Source organism: Porphyromonas crevioricanis, assembly GCF_900476255.1.
GTDB lineage: Bacteria > Bacteroidota > Bacteroidia > Bacteroidales > Porphyromonadaceae > Porphyromonas > Porphyromonas crevioricanis.
The window spans coordinates 1006608-1023333 of sequence record NZ_LS483447.1 but is presented as its reverse complement, the minus strand read 5'-3'; the positions used below and the strand labels follow the sequence as shown (position 1 = coordinate 1023333).

13 protein-coding genes and 2 tRNA genes are annotated in these 16726 nt (G+C 46.4%); 5 read left to right on the top strand and 10 right to left on the bottom strand.

All coding sequences use genetic code 11. The annotated features are described in order from the left end of the window. Positions 1 to 11: 11 nt before the first annotated feature. The 9 genes from rfbC to pfkA all read right to left on the bottom strand — a co-directional run bounded on the left by rfbC (position 12) and on the right by pfkA (position 6483). Positions 12 to 587, bottom strand: coding sequence for a dTDP-4-dehydrorhamnose 3,5-epimerase (rfbC, locus tag DQN70_RS04600; protein WP_111759380.1), 576 nt, complete (start codon positions 585 to 587; stop codon positions 12 to 14). A gap of 16 nt (positions 588 to 603) precedes the next feature. After that, positions 604 to 2085 carry a proline--tRNA ligase gene (gene proS / locus DQN70_RS04595; protein WP_023937121.1) on the bottom strand — a complete coding sequence of 494 codons (1482 nt, stop codon included), beginning with the start codon at positions 2083 to 2085 and terminating at the stop codon, positions 604 to 606. Between the two features lie 203 nt (positions 2086 to 2288). Then, positions 2289 to 2774 carry a thioredoxin family protein gene (locus DQN70_RS04590; RefSeq protein ID WP_023939576.1) on the bottom strand — a complete coding sequence of 162 codons (486 nt, stop codon included), beginning with the start codon at positions 2772 to 2774 and terminating at the stop codon, positions 2289 to 2291. A 233-nt stretch (positions 2775 to 3007) separates the two neighbouring features. Beyond that, positions 3008 to 3079: transfer RNA gene (locus tag DQN70_RS04585), tRNA-Glu, on the bottom strand. A gap of 48 nt (positions 3080 to 3127) precedes the next feature. Then, positions 3128 to 3382: a 30S ribosomal protein S20 gene (gene rpsT / locus DQN70_RS04580; protein WP_023939577.1), complete on the bottom strand. Its 255-nt coding sequence runs from the start codon at positions 3380 to 3382 to the stop codon at positions 3128 to 3130. A gap of 30 nt (positions 3383 to 3412) precedes the next feature. Next, positions 3413 to 3484 (bottom strand) — tRNA-Glu (locus tag DQN70_RS04575). 581 nt (positions 3485 to 4065) lie between these two features. Beyond that, complete coding sequence (locus DQN70_RS04570) at positions 4066 to 4233, bottom strand: 4Fe-4S binding protein (protein WP_078801691.1); 168 nt, start codon at positions 4231 to 4233, stop codon at positions 4066 to 4068. A gap of 173 nt (positions 4234 to 4406) precedes the next feature. Then, on the bottom strand, positions 4407 to 5528 hold the full coding sequence (gene mutY / locus DQN70_RS04565; protein ID WP_036890382.1) for an A/G-specific adenine glycosylase: 1122 nt from the start codon (positions 5526 to 5528) through the stop codon (positions 4407 to 4409). Then, the gene (gene pfkA, locus DQN70_RS04560; RefSeq protein ID WP_023937134.1) at positions 5503 to 6483 is read right to left on the bottom strand and encodes a 6-phosphofructokinase; all 981 of its coding nucleotides are present in this window, start codon (positions 6481 to 6483) and stop codon (positions 5503 to 5505) included. The genes mutY and pfkA overlap by 26 nt, the downstream gene beginning before the upstream one ends. Positions 6484 to 6530: 47 nt before the next feature. Here pfkA and DQN70_RS04555 point away from each other — a divergent pair, with 47 nt between their 5' ends. Next, positions 6531 to 7049 (top strand): hypothetical protein, encoded by a 519-nt coding sequence (locus tag DQN70_RS04555; RefSeq protein WP_023937135.1) that lies wholly within the window; start codon positions 6531 to 6533, stop codon positions 7047 to 7049. Positions 7050 to 7808: 759 nt separating this feature from the next. Here DQN70_RS04555 and DQN70_RS04550 read toward each other — a convergent pair. Beyond that, positions 7809 to 9239 carry an aspartate ammonia-lyase gene (locus DQN70_RS04550; RefSeq protein WP_023937138.1) on the bottom strand — a complete coding sequence of 477 codons (1431 nt, stop codon included), beginning with the start codon at positions 9237 to 9239 and terminating at the stop codon, positions 7809 to 7811. Positions 9240 to 9822: 583 nt separating this feature from the next. Here DQN70_RS04550 and DQN70_RS04545 point away from each other — a divergent pair. From DQN70_RS04545 to asnS, 4 genes are all read left to right on the top strand, one after another. Next, positions 9823 to 11730 (top strand): Omp28-related outer membrane protein, encoded by a 1908-nt coding sequence (locus tag DQN70_RS04545; protein WP_023939583.1) that lies wholly within the window; start codon positions 9823 to 9825, stop codon positions 11728 to 11730. 651 nt (positions 11731 to 12381) lie between these two features. Further along, positions 12382 to 13725, top strand: coding sequence for an adenylosuccinate lyase (gene purB, locus DQN70_RS04535; protein ID WP_023937143.1), 1344 nt, complete (start codon positions 12382 to 12384; stop codon positions 13723 to 13725). A gap of 92 nt (positions 13726 to 13817) precedes the next feature. After that, positions 13818 to 15212, top strand: a complete 1395-nt coding sequence (locus tag DQN70_RS04530; RefSeq protein ID WP_023939584.1) for a pseudouridine synthase — start codon at positions 13818 to 13820, stop codon at positions 15210 to 15212. Between the two features lie 25 nt (positions 15213 to 15237). Then, positions 15238 to 16644: an asparagine--tRNA ligase gene (asnS, locus tag DQN70_RS04525; RefSeq protein ID WP_036887267.1), complete on the top strand. Its 1407-nt coding sequence runs from the start codon at positions 15238 to 15240 to the stop codon at positions 16642 to 16644. The last annotated feature ends 82 nt before the right edge of the window (positions 16645 to 16726 follow it).

The window sequence follows — 16726 nt, the reverse complement described above, 5'->3', positions numbered from 1 at the left end:
GAATAGATCAATTAGTACTTGCCAGAGCCATATAGCTCCCGATATTCCCTGAAACTTATTCCGGCAAGGTCTTTGGGACTCAGCAGAAAAGAGGACAACTCCGGGGCTATCCTTCCCCATTCGATCCCCAAGTCGGGATCATCATAGCGAATACAGCATTCAGACTGCGGAGCATACAGATTGTCGACCTTGTACTGAAAAACAACCTGCGGGCTCAGTGCCACAAACGCATGACCAAAACCCCTGGGGATATAGAGCTGTCGGTGATTATCTGCGCTTAACTCCACAGAGGTATGATTGCCAAAGTACCGAGACTCTGGCCTTAAATCCACCACCACATCTATAATGCGACCGTGGACACAGCGTACCAACTTGGCCTGCGCAGCCTCTCCCAACTGCAGGTGAATACCCCGGAGAACACCATATACGGATCCGGACTGATTTTCCTGCACAAAAGATACAGTCCTCCCCAAGGCTTGCTCCATATCCGCCTGTCTGTATGTCTCGACAAAGTAACCTCTGTCATCGGAATAGACTACGGGCTCCACCAACAGCAAGCCGTCAATATCCAATGGAATATACTTCATCACCTCTCGATGAGAATCAGTAAGCTCTGGCAAAAAGGACACGACAAGCAGAAGGTTTGCCCGTCACCATACACTTACCCGGAGTCTTATCTCCGGCTAATGGGATGCAACGTATAGTTGCTTTAGTCTCTTCTTTGACAAGAGCTTCGGTCTCGGGCGTACCATCCCAATGGGCAAGGATAAAGCCACCTTCCTCTATCTTTTCTTTGAATTCATCATAGCTATCCACCGTGATTGTATGCTCTTCTCTGTATTTAAGAGCTTTGTTGTAGATATTCGATTGAATATCCTTCAGCAAGGCCTCTATGTGACGAGCAATTCCCTCAAGAGGCATAGTCTCCTTGCTGAGGGTATCTCGGCGTGCAATTTCCACTGTGCCATTCTCCAAATCACGAGCACCAATGGCCAAACGAACTGGTACTCCCTTCAATTCATATTCACTAAATTTCCACCCAGGTTTCTTGGCATCGTTGTTGTCATACTTCACCGAAATACCGAGAGCCTTCAGCTCGGCCATAAGTCCTTCCACTTTCTCTGTAATAGCTGTACGCTGCTCCTCACTCTTGTAAATAGGAACGATAACGACCTGGTATGGAGCCAATTTGGGAGGAAGGACGAGCCCATTATCATCCGAGTGGCTCATGATCAAAGCCCCCATCAGACGAGTAGAAACACCCCAGCTGGTAGCCCAGACATATTTCTGCTCACCGTCCTTGTCTGCAAAAGTCACATTGAAAGCCTTGGCGAAGTTCTGCCCAAGGAAATGCGAAGTGCCACATTGCAAAGCCTTACCGTCCTGCATCAACCCCTCTATAGTATAGGTATCCAATGCTCCGGCAAATCGCTCACTGGCACTCTTGACCCCTCTGACTACGGGCATAGCCATATATTCTTCGGCAAAAGTCGCATACACCTCCAACATACGCTTGGTTTCTTCCTCAGCCTCTTCTTTGGTTGCGTGGGCAGTATGTCCTTCTTGCCAAAGGAACTCAGCCGTACGCAAGAAAAGACGGGTGCGCATTTCCCAACGCACCACGTTGGCCCACTGGTTGCAGAGGATAGGCAAATCTCGATGACTCTGTATCCAATTCTTATAAGTACTCCAAATAATCGTTTCCGAAGTAGGACGCACGATGAGTTCCTCGTCCAACTTTGCTTGAGGATCAACCACCACACCGCTTCCGTCGGGAGCATTCTTCAGTCTGTAATGGGTCACTACAGCACATTCCTTGGCAAAGCCCTCTACATGCTCAGCCTCACGACTCAAGTAACTCTTCGGGATGAAAAGAGGGAAATAGGCGTTAGAATGCCCAGTTTCCTTAAACATATCATCAAGATAGCGTTGCATTTTCTCCCAAATTGCATAGCCGTAAGGCTTGATAACCATACAACCACGCACAGCTGAGTTTTCGGCCAAATCGGCCTTAATAACCAAGTCTTGATACCATTGAGAGTAACTTACCGAACGAGAGGTAAGTTCCTTAAGTTCCTTTGCCATAGAGCAGTATTGTATATTTTATTATTCTTGTCCGATTTTTCAGAGCCCGGATATGAGTAACGAATATCCGGAAGGAAGCTCAGAACTTGCGCAAAGGTAATCAATTCGCTCCCAGCAAAGGAAAAGCAAAGAGAGAGATAAAAAAACGGCCTTCCGTTTTTCTTTGCGGAAGGCCGTTGATATAGCTAAAAAAGAGAGAGAGATCAAAGAACTTTAGCAAGAGTTGCCTCCAAGTCGGACATAGGCAAGTTGCCCATTGTCTGAATAGGGGTCCCCTTAACAGGTACGAAGAGGAGCATAGGAATACTGCTTACGCCAAAATGACGTGCCAATTCGCCTTCCTTATCTACATCGACTTTGTAGATGACCAACTTGTCTGCATATTTCTTTGCCAGTTCATTGAGCTTGGGGCTCAACTGCCGGCAAGGGCCACACCAGTCGGCATAGAAATCAATAATAGCAGGCTTGTTTCCTTTATATACAAAAGTCTTTGGATTTGCTTTGAAGTCATAGACTTGCTCCTGCATCTGCTTGCCGTCTATGTAGTGCACATTGGTGGGCGTACCTTCTTTCTCTTTTGCATCGACAGATTTGGAAGAGCGCCCTCCACATGAAGCCAACACAATACCTCCGGAGAGAAACAGACCTAAGGCAAAAACGAGAATCTTGTTCGTGAACTTTGCTTTCATACAACTGATATTGGTTTGAATATTACATACTGAATACAAAACCAAAATTCGAAGTTTTTTGTTGGGTCGAGACAAAACTTTTCTCCATTAGCAAAAGAAATCGAAGTTGCCCCCTCAACCATCCAAAGCTTTCTCAGAACTTAGGATTTATGGGAATAAACAAAAGGCACATCACCCACCGATGATGCGCCAACTCTCGTCTTTCAAAAGACCGAGATCCCTCTCTAACCTCGTAGCCCATAGGGGAATCGAACCCCTCTTTTCAGAATGAAAATCTGACGTCCTAACCGATAGACGAATGGGCCAACGAAAACTTTCTATTTGTAATCCTTCTTTCGGATTCTCAGAGGCTCTCAGGCCATTCTTGCGATCTGTCTAGCCAACTTGGACTTCAAGTTTGCAGCCTTGTTCTTGTGGATGATGTTACGCTTAGCCAGCTTATCCAACATAGAACTCATGCTCGGCAACAGCTTTTCTGCCTCTGCACGATCCTCCAACTTACGGAATGCATATACAGCGTTGCGCGTTGTACGAGCATAGTAACGGTTGTGGAGGCGACGGCTCTTGGTCTGACGAATCCTCTTAATGGATGACTTATGATTTGCCATACTTTATCCTTATTCTTTTTTGTTATTCTGTAGCCCATAGGGGAATCGAACCCCTCTTTTCAGAATGAAAATCTGACGTCCTAACCGATAGACGAATGGGCCAAACCAGCAGCTAATACTTCACCCAATCGAGTAGAAGCGTTTAGCGACTGCAAAGATACTGTAATTCTGCAAACCTGCAATACCTACCCGAACTTTTATACACATAAAATACATCTCAAGACATCTAAAAGCATGATCTTCAACGGACATTCACAGCGTTGCAGAAAAACAAATCTCCGATCTTGCTCGGAAGCCCCTCCTAGCACAAAGCAATCAAACCTGGCAGGAAAAGGAGAGGGCATGCTCTCTCTTTTCCGGACTATTGCATGAAATAACGGCTGCATGCTTCGGCATCAAGCACAACGATGAAATAAGTTCGTGGGATAGGGGAACAGAGAGGCATTCCAGAGTCTTTCTCAAAAGCTCCATATATATAGCTCCATTATAGCTACTCTGTCGTGCAGGGAGACATCCTCGATTCTTCTGGCAAATCCATAAATACACGACACTAGTCCGTGGCCCTTCAGTCAACAACAGAGAGGCTAATCCACGGCAAATCTATATATAACACAAGAGACATCCCGCTACAAAACTCTGTAGGGATGTCTCTTGTGTTTCTCTGTAAGACAGATGGACGGGGCTTATGCCTGATGGATAGCCTCAGAGGGGCAGATACCGGCACATGTGCCACAATCTGTGCATACGTTCGGGTCGATCTTATAGATATCGCCCTCAGAGATAGCAGATACTGGACATTCATCTATGCAGCTACCGCATGCAACGCAGTCTTCTGAAATTACGTAAGCCATGATTTTTTCCTTGTTTTAGTTTGGTGATACAATACTTATGGTTTTCTACCGCAAAGGTAATACAAGAATCGAGAATACCAACAAGTAGGTATACAAAGAGACAAAAAAGTAATGAACAAAAGGCTATCGAGAATCAGGTATAAGCAAAAGAAGGATGCATAAAAAACTATAAGTCAGAATAATACATCTCCTTTCTTCCAGAGAATCTCCAACAAACGAGGAAATGCATAAATAGGTAGATCGTCTACCATTATGAGCTGATATGGAGGGTAATCGTCCAAACAAGAGGTCTCCAAATCGGCTTCGGCTCGATAAAGACGGGCATGGATACGCTGATGCGTAAGCACGTGCGTCTCAACAGAGGTATATCCTTTCGGCTCCAAACTCGGGAAAGACCTCTTCAGACTGACAAAAGAATCGGAAGCCAGAAAATCTGCCGGCTCCATAGCTACAGGAGTCTCTACCAACAAAGGCTGATATAGCCCTTGCCAAATATCTCCGCCCCCCCGACGACCGAGTAACATCAAAGGAGAAGCAGAGCGACTGTCTCGCACATCTATATAATGGAAGTAACGATCTCGCAACTGTCGTTTAGGTGATTTCAGTGGCAATTCTTCGGCAGTACCCAGCTTTTGCGCCAAACAAAAGTCTGCGACAGGGCAGTCGGAGCAACGAGGAGAGACTGGCAAACAAACCGTGGCCCCCAGCTCCATGGTAGCATTATTAAAGAGCCTCGGATGCTCCCTATCCAAGAGCAGATCGGCCAGACGATCTACCTCTTTTTTCCCTTGAGGGCTATCCACAGGCAAAGGGAGAGCGAAAAGGCGACTCACAACCCTCTGCACATTTCCGTCCACCGCTACAAAAGGCAAGTCATAGGCAAAAGAGAGAATAGCAGCAGCCGTATAGGGGCCTATACCAGGCAAAGCCAACAGTTTTTTGCGATCGGCAGGTAAGCTGCCACCATACTCCTGCACCAAGCGTTGAGCCGCAACCCGAAGGTTACGCGCTCGAGAGTAATACCCCAAACCTTGCCAAAGCTTCAGCACTTGATCTTCATCGGCATCAGCCAAGTGAAAAACAGTAGGGAAAGCCTCGATAAACCGATGATAATAGGCAGTACCCTGCTCTACCCTCGTCTGCTGCAATATCACCTCACTCAACCAGACAAAATAAGGGTTTGCAGTCTCTCGCCAAGGCAATGGTCGATGATCTCGCTCGTACCAGCCGATCAGGCTGCGACGAAAAAGGGCTGTGGCCACGCTTTCGTCAGGTAGACAAGATAGAGACGGCATTCACCAAATCCCGATTTATAGCCTTGTCTCCCTTGATAGCTCTGCTAAAAGGGACATAGACAAGCTGGCTGTTCTTAATTCCGATCATCACATTCCGCTGCCCTTCTATCAGGGCCGTGATAGCAGCAATACCCATCCGACTGGCTAAGATACGGTCTGTGGCAGAAGGGCTGCCTCCTCGCTGTATATGTCCCAAGATCGTGACACGCACATCGAACTCCGGATACAGCTCTCGCACTCGCCGAGCAACCCCTATGGCTCCTCCGGTCACTTCACTCTCAGCTACTAACACGATGCTGCTATTCTTGGTCTTGCGCAAGCCCTGCTTGAGAGTTCGTGTCAACTCGTCGGGGCCAATAGCACACTCCGGTATCACAGCCGCTTCCGCACCCGTGGCTATAGCTCCATTGAGAGCAAGGAAGCCGGCATCTCGCCCCATCACTTCCACTATAAAGAGTCTGTCGTGAGACGAAGCTGTATCTCTAATCTTATCCACAGCCTCCATTATCGTGTCCAAAGCAGTGGTATAGCCAATGGTAATATCCGTACCATAGAGATCATTGTCGATTGTACCGGGCAGGCCGACCACTGGATAATTATATTCGGCAGACAGGGCTGCGGCTCCACGCAAAGATCCATCTCCTCCGATTACGACCAGCGCATCAATACCTTCACTCTTGAGTGTTTCGTAAGCCTTTTTCCTACCCTCCGGAGTAGTAAATTCGTCGCAGCGAGCTGTTCGCAAAATCGTACCTCCACGCTGGATGATATTACTCACATCTTCGGTATGAAACTCCCGTATTTCACCGGAAATCAGGCCACGAAATCCTCGATAAATCGCCTTTACCTGCATCCCCTCGGCTATAGCGGCACGGGTAACCGACCGGATGGCGGCATTCATACCCGGAGCATCACCTCCGGAAGTAAGCACACCTATACATTGAATCTTACTCATGATCGGATAATACTACATTTGTTTCTCCAAAGATAAACCTAAATGCAATGAATCCAGAAGAAAGCTTCTCCGGAGAAACTTCTCCCGAAACATTTGAATTTGGAGAAAGGAACCTTTCTGCCTCTCGCTTGAGCTTAGGCAGAATAGTCGAATCTTTTCCCTGGACTGAATACTTCAATGCACTGGGAATAGAAGGGCAGTACCCGACCATCCTATACCAATCAGACAAAGCAGAAGCCGAGTTCGAGGAGCTGAGTGAACAACTTGCCTCATGGATCATCGATACAAACGCTTGGTATGCCTTTGATTTGTATTTCGGCAAAGTCTACACCCAGCCCGAGGGAGACAGAAGAGAGGAAATAAAAATGATCGAAGAACATCCGACCGGTAGATTACAAATAGAGCTACACCTGCCTGAGCCGAACGACGAGAAAGAAATCGAGCATCGGCCTCTGATAGAGGACATGCTCTGTTTGGCTATTGCCCGGCACCACGCTTCGGAGGAAGCTCACGGACACAAAGTGCAAATAGAAAGAATAGGCAGCCGACTTTTTTGGTTGAGTTGAACCTCCTCTTTTCCGAGCGATCTTGATTTGAGCCGGAGCAGTAGATACCCCAAGGTTATTTTGCACGAGCTCCTACTGAAAGCTCAAAATAACTCCCTTCGATAAAAATGTTATATTTCTCGCCATTCTGTTTATTTAAGTTTCTGTTTCAAGGAGTTTTTTCTACTCAAAACCGAGGTTTTTGGATTCGATTTTCTCACTCTTTTTTGATGTCCATAGGAGCGGTTTTTTGCTAACACGGGAGAGAACGAAAATTCTCTCCTGAGAAAAAAATTGCTCTCTCCTGTGTTAGCGAAATTTCTCTCAGGAGAAAAATTCGACCCTCTCAAAACGCCCTATCCATCGGCATTCCAGAGAGTCATCATGAGCAAAAAAAGAGAGGAATAAATTCGCTTGTCCATACAGCCTCTTTTCCCTCTATTTCTTCAGTTTTTGCGGCGAGAAGGAATTTACAAAACATATCAATTTCGGCCACAGAAAACAGTCTCTCAAGCCCTTTGCACGGGCTCCAAAATGGCAACTAAGACTTGCCCTTTTGTCGACTTTGCAGGATGCGGTAATCTTGAAAGCTTTGATATGGAGGATGCAGGGAAGGATACTTGTGGTATACGATCAAACCCGAATATCAAAAGTAATAGAGTGCCGTGCTGTACAACTCCCTCCTATCAAAATCCGTACAAGGACTCAAAAAAAAGAAGGTACGCCACAACTCAGTGTCGTGGCATACCCCCTCTTTCTTGTTTATTTTTTGCCTCTGACTTATCGACGAGGTTTAATGTCGAGCTTCACCGGCTTGATCATATTCTCCGGGCTGAGTATTGTATCCAACTCTTCTTTGTTGAGAATACCATGCTCAAGTACCAAATCATATACACCACGGCCAGTCGCCATTGCTTCCTTGGCGATCTTGGTAGAATTTTTGTAGCCGATAATGGGGTTAAGGGCTGTCACGATACCTACACTATTCTTTATATAGTTGGCACAGGTATCTCTGTTGGGCTCTATACCTACTATACAACGCTCACGCAGAGTATCGAAGCCATTCATCAGCAAGTCGGCACTCTCGAAGCAGCACTGGGCCATCACAGGCTCCATGGCGTTAAGCTCCATTTGAGCAGCATCTCCTGCCATCATCACGCACAAGTCATTCCCCATCACCTTGTAGCACACTTGGCTCATCACTTCGGGGATCACAGGGTTCACCTTACCGGGCATGATAGAAGAACCGGGTTGCATAGCCGGGATATTAAATTCGCCCAAACCACAGCGAGGACCGGAAGAGAGCAAACGGATATCGTTGCAAATCTTATTCACCTTTACAGCTAATCTTCTCAGAGCAGAGCTGTATCCGATCATCACAGAAGTATCGCTGGTGGCTCCTACCAAGTCGGCAGAGAGTTTGATGTCCCAACCGGTCACCTGACGCATGGCTTCGGTGCAATATTCGGCATACTTGGGTTCGGCACAAATACCGGTTCCAATAGCCGTAGCACCCATATTCACCGTGAGAAACTCTTTTGCTGCATGCTCCAGATTTTCCACCTCATCGGAGAGGATAGAGGCAAATCCATTGAAAGTCTGCCCCAATGTCATAGGCACAGCATCCTGCAACTGTGTACGACCCATCTTCAGCACATCGGTCATCTGTGCGGCCTTGTCACGAAGAGCACGGATAAGGGCTTCCAAATGAGGCATAAACTTCAAGTGAGTGGCATACAACCCCAAATGGATAGCCGTGGGATACGCATCATTGGTAGATTGAGACTCATTTACATGGTCGTTAGGACTGAGATACTTAAACTCTCCGGGCTGATGCCCCATCAACTGGAGAGCTCGGTTACAGATCACCTCATTGGCATTCATATTGGTGGTCGTACCGGCTCCTCCCTGTATCATATCTACGGGGAAGTCTTTGTCGTGCTTACCTTCAGCCACTTCATGGCAGGCAGCCACAATAGCATCTTTCTGCTCGTCGCTGAGCAAGCCCAGGCGATGGTTAGCTATGGCGGCAGATTCTTTGGTCAGAGCCAATCCCTTGATAAACAAAGGATAATCGTTGAGATGGAAATTACTGATCCTAAAATTTTCGATGCCACGCAGCGTTTGTACACCATAGAGAATATCATTGCTGATCTCTCTTTCGCCAATCAAATCGCTTTCAATGCGAGTGGACTTGTTTTGCTGTTCCATTACAAATAACTTTTTAGGTATTTTGCTTGCTGTTAGTTTATTCGGCAAATATAACCTTTATTTAGAAGCAGTAAGCCCTCAGAAAAGTTCCTTCCAATAAACCATAAAATGTCGATATGAAAGAGCAAACAGACATTTTATCACGATATGAAAACATTCCGCCACGATTAAAGACTCATAGGCCACAAAACCGGATATTTTTCTTTACTTTGCGAGAGTTACGAAACAACCTCCCCCGGTGTTTGCGAACACCCGATATTCCGGAGCCCTCGAAGATTCCGGAAAGTGGCAAGGATGGGTTGAGACTGTTGCATAATACAGCTCTCGTGGCGTTATTATCAGCATTCCGGGTTTGGGCAGACTCCTAAAACCCTCGTTCTCAACTTCTTCTTGACTGTCTCGCACTGCAAAGTCCGGCAAAAAGGCTACTGAAACAGCATTTTGGGGGTTCGTATAATGGACTCAAGGTTGCATTTCGTCGAAGGCCTTGGCCCCGGTAAGATCAAGCCTCTCGCAAAGGTCAGAAGCTTGAGGCAGGGTGTGGTTTCCGCTTATGTTTTGAATCATTCATAAAAAGCTTGTCATGAAAAGAAAATTACAGACGTTTTTGCTGGGGTTGATTGCCTTGTGCTGCTTCCCCGCCACAGTTTTTGCCCAACAACAGGATGAACTAAAAACTACGGAGGGCTACTACTATCTTGGTTACGATGAGATAGAAAACCTCCAATACAGCAATGCTATGGGGTACGACAATATCAACTACATTACTTCGGTTGCGTTGGGTTCTATGTTCCCCTACACAAAGATCAAAGACTTTGTAGATGGTGGCGAAGCAGTCGGTGTGAGAATAGCGGTGGCTGTCCCCGTAAAGCAAGCTGAGGTTTTCATTATCGGCTGGCCTGATGATTTCGACAAAAAGAAAGCCAGCAAAATTGTCAATTTAGAAAAGGGATGGAACGAAATCATATTTGATACTCCTGTACCTATCCCCTATAAAGAGCCTTTGACAATCGGCTATTTCTATCAACAGAAGCTACAGGAAAGCCCACAGATTATTCTCACGGATGGAAACTTGAGTACTGTAGAAGAAGCTACCCTGATCGCCTCAAATGGCAAAAAATTCAAGGGACAAGGACAAGCTGTCGGAGCCTTACACCAGCAGCTAATCCTGCGAGCTAAACCTGAGATTACAGACAACTTGATCCAGCTGGCCAACATAAAAGTGAACCCGGTAGTTGTAAGCCAAAGTAACATTGGAATAAGTTTTGACATACAGAACTTCGGATCGAATAAGATCAACAAGCTTGATATTTCATATTTTGTAAATGGAGAGAAAGTACACAACGAGGCATACGAAACCGCAATCATGCCACGTGGATTTACCTATCTGAAAGTTGCTTCTCTTAAAGCCAAGAATGGAGATAAACTCTCGATTAGAGTAAACAAAATCAACGACAAACCTAAGGATCTTCTCTTGAAGGAAATAGACATTGCGGGAGTTTTGCCGAAAGCATTCGACCGTGTAACTCTCATGGAGCAATTCTCCACAGAGATGTGTAGCAGCTGCCCCAAGGCTCACCATTTGATCCATCAGGTACTAGAGAAGCCCAAATTTAGCCCCAAAGTGGCTTGGGCTGTACATCATGTAGGCTTTAAAACGGACAAATTCACCCTCGAAGAAAGTAATTCGCTCCTGCCTTTGTTTGGGGCTGCGCCTCCCTCTGCTCCGGCTATCATGTTGGATCGTATGAGTAGTAAGCTCAATACACGCTATACCTATCCAGCCCATTATCCAGGCAAAGAAGAAGCTACCTTGGAGGGATATATTACAGAAGCTCTCGAACGTCCGGCCGTAGTAAGTCTGGATGTGAAAGATACTTATGTTGCCGAAAACCGAAAACTGAAGATAGAAATAGACGGACAGTCAGTGAAAGGATTCTTGGATCAAGACGATTGTTATATCAATGTCTATATAGTGGAAGACCATATCTATTCGGAAGACCAAAATGGTACCGGAACAAGTGCAACAACCGCAACCGGAAAAAATCCGATTTGGCACATGGGAGTTATCCGCCAATTTGTTACCCCGAAAGAAGGGATCAAACTTACTTTCGATGAAGCCGGAAACTTTAAATACAATACAGAAATAGACTTCAAGCAAGAATGGACCGGAGCTAATACACGCATTGTGGCTTTTGCTGCAAAAAAACTCCGGGACAACATATTGAAAACACCCGATGCTTGCGAAGTGTACAATGCTGCCAACAGACCTATCACAGCTTTCTTGGGTATCGAGACTCCGGAGCAAACCGAAGTCAAAGTCTTCCCTCTCAAAGACAAGATTGTGGCCGAAGGTGAAAACGCCTCTATACAAGACGTCTATACTATGGACGGCAGACGCATACAAAACGAAGGACTGTTGCCCGGCACATACATCGTGCGGATCCAGACCTCGAAAGGAACTTTTGCAAGAAAAATCAGAATAGACTAAATCTCATTCCGATTTCATGCAACCGAATCACAGTTAGGAAGCGTCTCTCTATACAACCCCTCTCATTTACGACAAAAAGCCAAGAGGGTGTACCATGCTATCGAGCTATGGTACACCCTCTTTCATTTTCACAAAAGACACTATTAATAGAATAAAAACTATTAGAGAAACCGCTTTACATGGCCATTCCTTGATGCTCTAAATTTTGAAGCCAGGAAAATTACCAGATAGGCTATATTGTTCTGAAATCACTCCTTTTATGTACACCTTTTTCCCAGCAACGCCTTCACCTATCATTATTATGCTTCCAGACACAGCTCCTTTAATTGTTCTCCCATCAACTTTCCAAATGACAGTACTTCCATCAAAGTTGTAAGTTCCTCCTATTACGCTGACACGCTTGCTCCCATCAAAAATAGAGGGGTGCACATCTATCTTTTGACTTTTGTATCTGTTAAGAACTCAATTGTCGTTGTGCATCCATTTCCGTAAAAAATTGCATTTACATCATCATCCGCAGTCCACTTTGTTCCCTTCAAGCTTGGCTCATCCTCTGAACACGATATCAGCCCAATCAGGGCTATGGTTGTAAGCAAAGTCTCTTTCCGCAAAAGGAATTATTAACTTTGTGCCTACAAACAAAGACATACCATGCAATTTGATGAATTGAACGCTCTCTCTCCGGTAGACGGGCGATACCGCTCCAAGACCGAAGGACTTAGCAGTTACTTCTCTGAGTATGCACTGATCAGATACAGAGTACTGGTCGAAATAGAGTACCTGATAGCTTTGAGCCGGGAACTACCCCAACTCAAGACCGCCCTGCAAAATACATCCGAAGAAGGACTCCGGAAAATATATCTGGATTTTTCTCTGGCCGATGCTCAAGCGGTAAAGAAAATAGAAGAGACGACTAACCACGACGTAAAGGCCGTGGAATACTTCATCAAAGAACAATTCGACAAGCTGGGGCTGACTGCCGCTAAGGAATACATTCACTTTGGTCTAACCTCCCAAGACATCAACAACACGGCTTTTCCGTTGATGCTAAAAGATGCCATGCAGAAGGTATATATACCTGTGCTCAAGCAAATACACAGCAAGCTGCAATCGATGTCGCAAGAATGGAGAGATGTTCCCATGCTGGCTAAAACCCATGGGCAACCGGCTTCCCCAACCAAACTCGGCAAAGAATTTGAAGTCTACGTATACCGTTTGGAACAGCAGTACCAAGCTCTCGAAGCCGTGCCATACACAGGAAAATTCGGAGGAGCTACTGGCAATTTCAATGCTCATCATATCGCCTACCCATCTCACCGTTGGGAGGACTTTGCCAATCGTTTCCTCTCTTCTATCGGACTGGAGCGAGAAGCCTATACAACCCAAATCTCCAACTATGATCATCTGGCCGCTATTTTCGATGCTCTCTGCCGAATCAATACGATATTGATAGACTTGAGCCGAGACATCTGGATGTACATATCAATGGAGTATTTCAAGCAGAAGATCAAGGCCGGAGAGGTCGGTTCGTCTGCCATGCCACACAAAGTGAACCCAATTGACTTCGAGAATGCAGAGGGGAACCTCGGAATTGCCGATGCCCTCTTGACTCATTTGGCTCGCAAGCTACCTATCTCTCGCCTGCAAAGAGACTTAACAGACTCTACCGTAATACGTAATATCGGTATGCCTCTGGGGTATGGACTGATAGCCCTGAAAAGTCTGGAGAAAGGCCTGAGCAAGCTCTTGCTCAACAGGGCTGCTATCGATGCCGATCTGGAGCGTAACTATGCGGTCGTAGCGGAAGCTATTCAAACGGTATTGCGGCGTGAGGGTTATCCCAACCCTTACGAAACACTTAAAGCCCTCACACGTACCGGCGAAGCGATCAGCCGGGAATCCATAGCAGGATTTATCGATGGGCTGGATGTATCCGAACAAGTAAAAGAAGAACTGAGACAAATTACTCCCTTCTCCTATGTTGGGATATATTAGGCAGAATTTGTCCGGACAAAAATCCAACTAAATTTTAATCAATAAAAAACGCCAGCCGTGAGGCTGTAATATCAATTCACAGACAAGACCCAATGGAAGAACAAAAAGACTCTCACTTCAACGAAAACGAACGTGAGGAGGTAAAACAAAATTATGAGGAACGCATATCGGCCCAGTCTCAAGGGGCTACCGCTATCTCTCGTCGTCGTAGAGTACGCATAGGCGAAAGCAGCGGATCACAACGCCCGGCTGCAGTAGAGCGTATCCCCTACACGATGAACAAGAAGCCACGCACTCTGCATACCGAAGCTCGCACAGGGGAAAATATGCCGCCACTGTTTGCCAACACCGGGCGCAGAGAAAACTTTGCACGTCCCTACGAGCGAAGAAACAACGAATCTTCTCAAGGTTACTATGAACAAAATGCTCGCCCTCGCAGCTATAACACACACCAACAGCAGGGGAAAGAGCCATTGACAGACTATCAACGCCCCGGTCGTCCGACAGGTACGGACTACTTCCAGCGAACCAACAAGCCTCAATATCCACACCGCCCCTTGCAGAGAAATTCGCAAATGGCACCTATGGAGCCAGGGTATATGGGAGAGAGAGAAGGCGGAGGAATGCACTGGCAACAGAGACCATACCAAAGACCAAACAAACAAGCGATCGGACAGCAGCGAGGGAAAAACAATCGCAAAAAGCTCAATCAAAATCGTCCACGCAGGATCGACCCAGTAAAATATCAGGAAGTGTTGGCCGATCCAAACGAACCGATTCGTCTAAACAAGTTTTTGGCCAATGCAGGTATCTGCTCACGCAGGGAAGCGGATGAGCTGATACAGAAGGGGATGATACAAGTAAACGGGCAAGTGGCCACAGAGCTGGGGACACGTATCACCAGACAGGACGAGGTCCTATTCAATGGCAAACCTGTTTCCATCGAAAGCAAGGTGTATGTCTTGCTCAACAAGCCGAAAAACTGTGTCACGACATCCGATGATCCGCAATGCAGACTTACAGTGATGGACCTGGTACGCAAGGCTTGTCCCGAGCGGATCTACCCCGTGGGGCGACTGGACCGCAATACCACTGGAGTAATACTCATAACCAACGACGGAGATCTGGCAGCCAAGCTGACTCACCCGAAGTTCAAGAAGAAAAAGATCTATCACGTATGGTTGGATAGAGATGTAACAGTAGAAGATATGCAGCGCATAGCTCAGGGAGTAGAGCTTGAAGATGGAGAAATCCATGCCGATGCCATCAGCTATGTAAAGGCGGACGACCAATCTCAGGTAGGTATAGAAATACATTCGGGACGAAATCGCATCGTAAGACGCATATTTGAATATCTGGGGTATCACGTCAAGCGACTCGATCGCGTATATTTTGCCGGTCTGACAAAGAAAAACCTGCCACGTGGCAAATGGCGTTACCTCGACGAACAGGAAGTAAATAACCTAAGGATGGGCAGTTTTGAATAAAACTACCCTTCCTTCAAAACACATAATCGATATGTCAAAAAGAAGTATGATCGTAGAGCTGTTGCAAGGGATTTCTACAGATCAAGAAGCGACCGTAAAGGGCTGGGTACGCACCAAACGTGGTAACAAAAACGTGGCTTTCCTGGCTCTCAACGATGGGTCTACCATACACAATCTGCAAATTGTAGTAGATCTCCCCTCCTTCTCTTCGGATTTGATAAGTTCTATCACCACCGGAGCTTGTATAAGGGCTACCGGTCGGCTGGTTGCCTCACAAGGCAAAGGACAAAGTGTGGAGCTGCAAGCTACAGACTTGGAGGTGTATGGGACAGCCGATCCTAATACCTACCCTCTGCAAAAGAAAGGTCACTCACTGGAGTTTCTGAGAGAGATTGCCCATTTGCGTCCTCGTACTAACACATTCGGGGCTATCTACCGGCTAAGACATCACATGGCCTACGCCATTCACACCTTTTTTCATCAAAAAGGATTCTTCTACTTCAATGCACCTCTGATCACCGGGAGCGATTGCGAAGGAGCTGGTCAAATGTTCCAAGTAACAACTCTCGACTTGGCGAATTGCCCCAAGACAGAAGAAGGAGCAGTTGACTACAGCCGAGATTTCTTTGCTCGCCAGACCTCTCTCACCGTTTCCGGGCAATTGGAAGCTGAAATGGCAGCTTTAGCTCTGGGAGGAGTCTACACTTTCGGACCGACTTTCCGTGCGGAAAACTCCAACACGCCGAGACATCTGGCAGAGTTTTGGATGTGCGAACCTGAAGTGGCTTTCAACGAGATAGAGGACAATATGGATTTGGCCGAGGAGTTCATCAAGTTCTGTGTACGCTGGGCCTTAGATCATTGTATCGATGATATCAAATTCTTGGCCGAACACTTCGACAAGGATTTGGTCGAACGCCTCGAATCTGTACTCGAAAAGCCTTTTGTGCGCCTCACTTATACAGAAGGTGTAGAGATATTAGAGAAAGCTGTAGCTGATGGGCACAAGTTTGAATTCCCCATTTACTGGGGTGCCGACCTGGCCAGTGAGCATGAGCGTTATCTGGTGGAGCAACACTTCAAGACTCCGGTTATCCTAACGGACTACCCGAAAGAAATCAAATCTTTCTACATGAAGCTGAACGATGATGACAAGACCGTGAGAGGTATGGATATCCTGTTCCCCAAAATCGGTGAAATCATCGGAGGTAGCGAGCGTGAAGCTGACTACGACAAATTGCGGAAACGAGCCCAGGAGATGAATGTACCGGAAAAAGATATTTGGTGGTACCTTGAATCTCGCAAGTTCGGTACCTGCCCACACTCAGGTTTCGGATTAGGGTTTGAGCGGCTACTTCTCTTCGTAAGTGGGATGGCCAATATCAGGGATGTAATACCTTTCCCCCGCACCCCCAAGAGTGCTGAATTTTAATGACGAAAGGCTGTCTCAAACGTGTATTTGAGACAGCCTTTTTAGTTTCGTTGAGATAAGCGTGGAGGCATTGTTTCTTTCA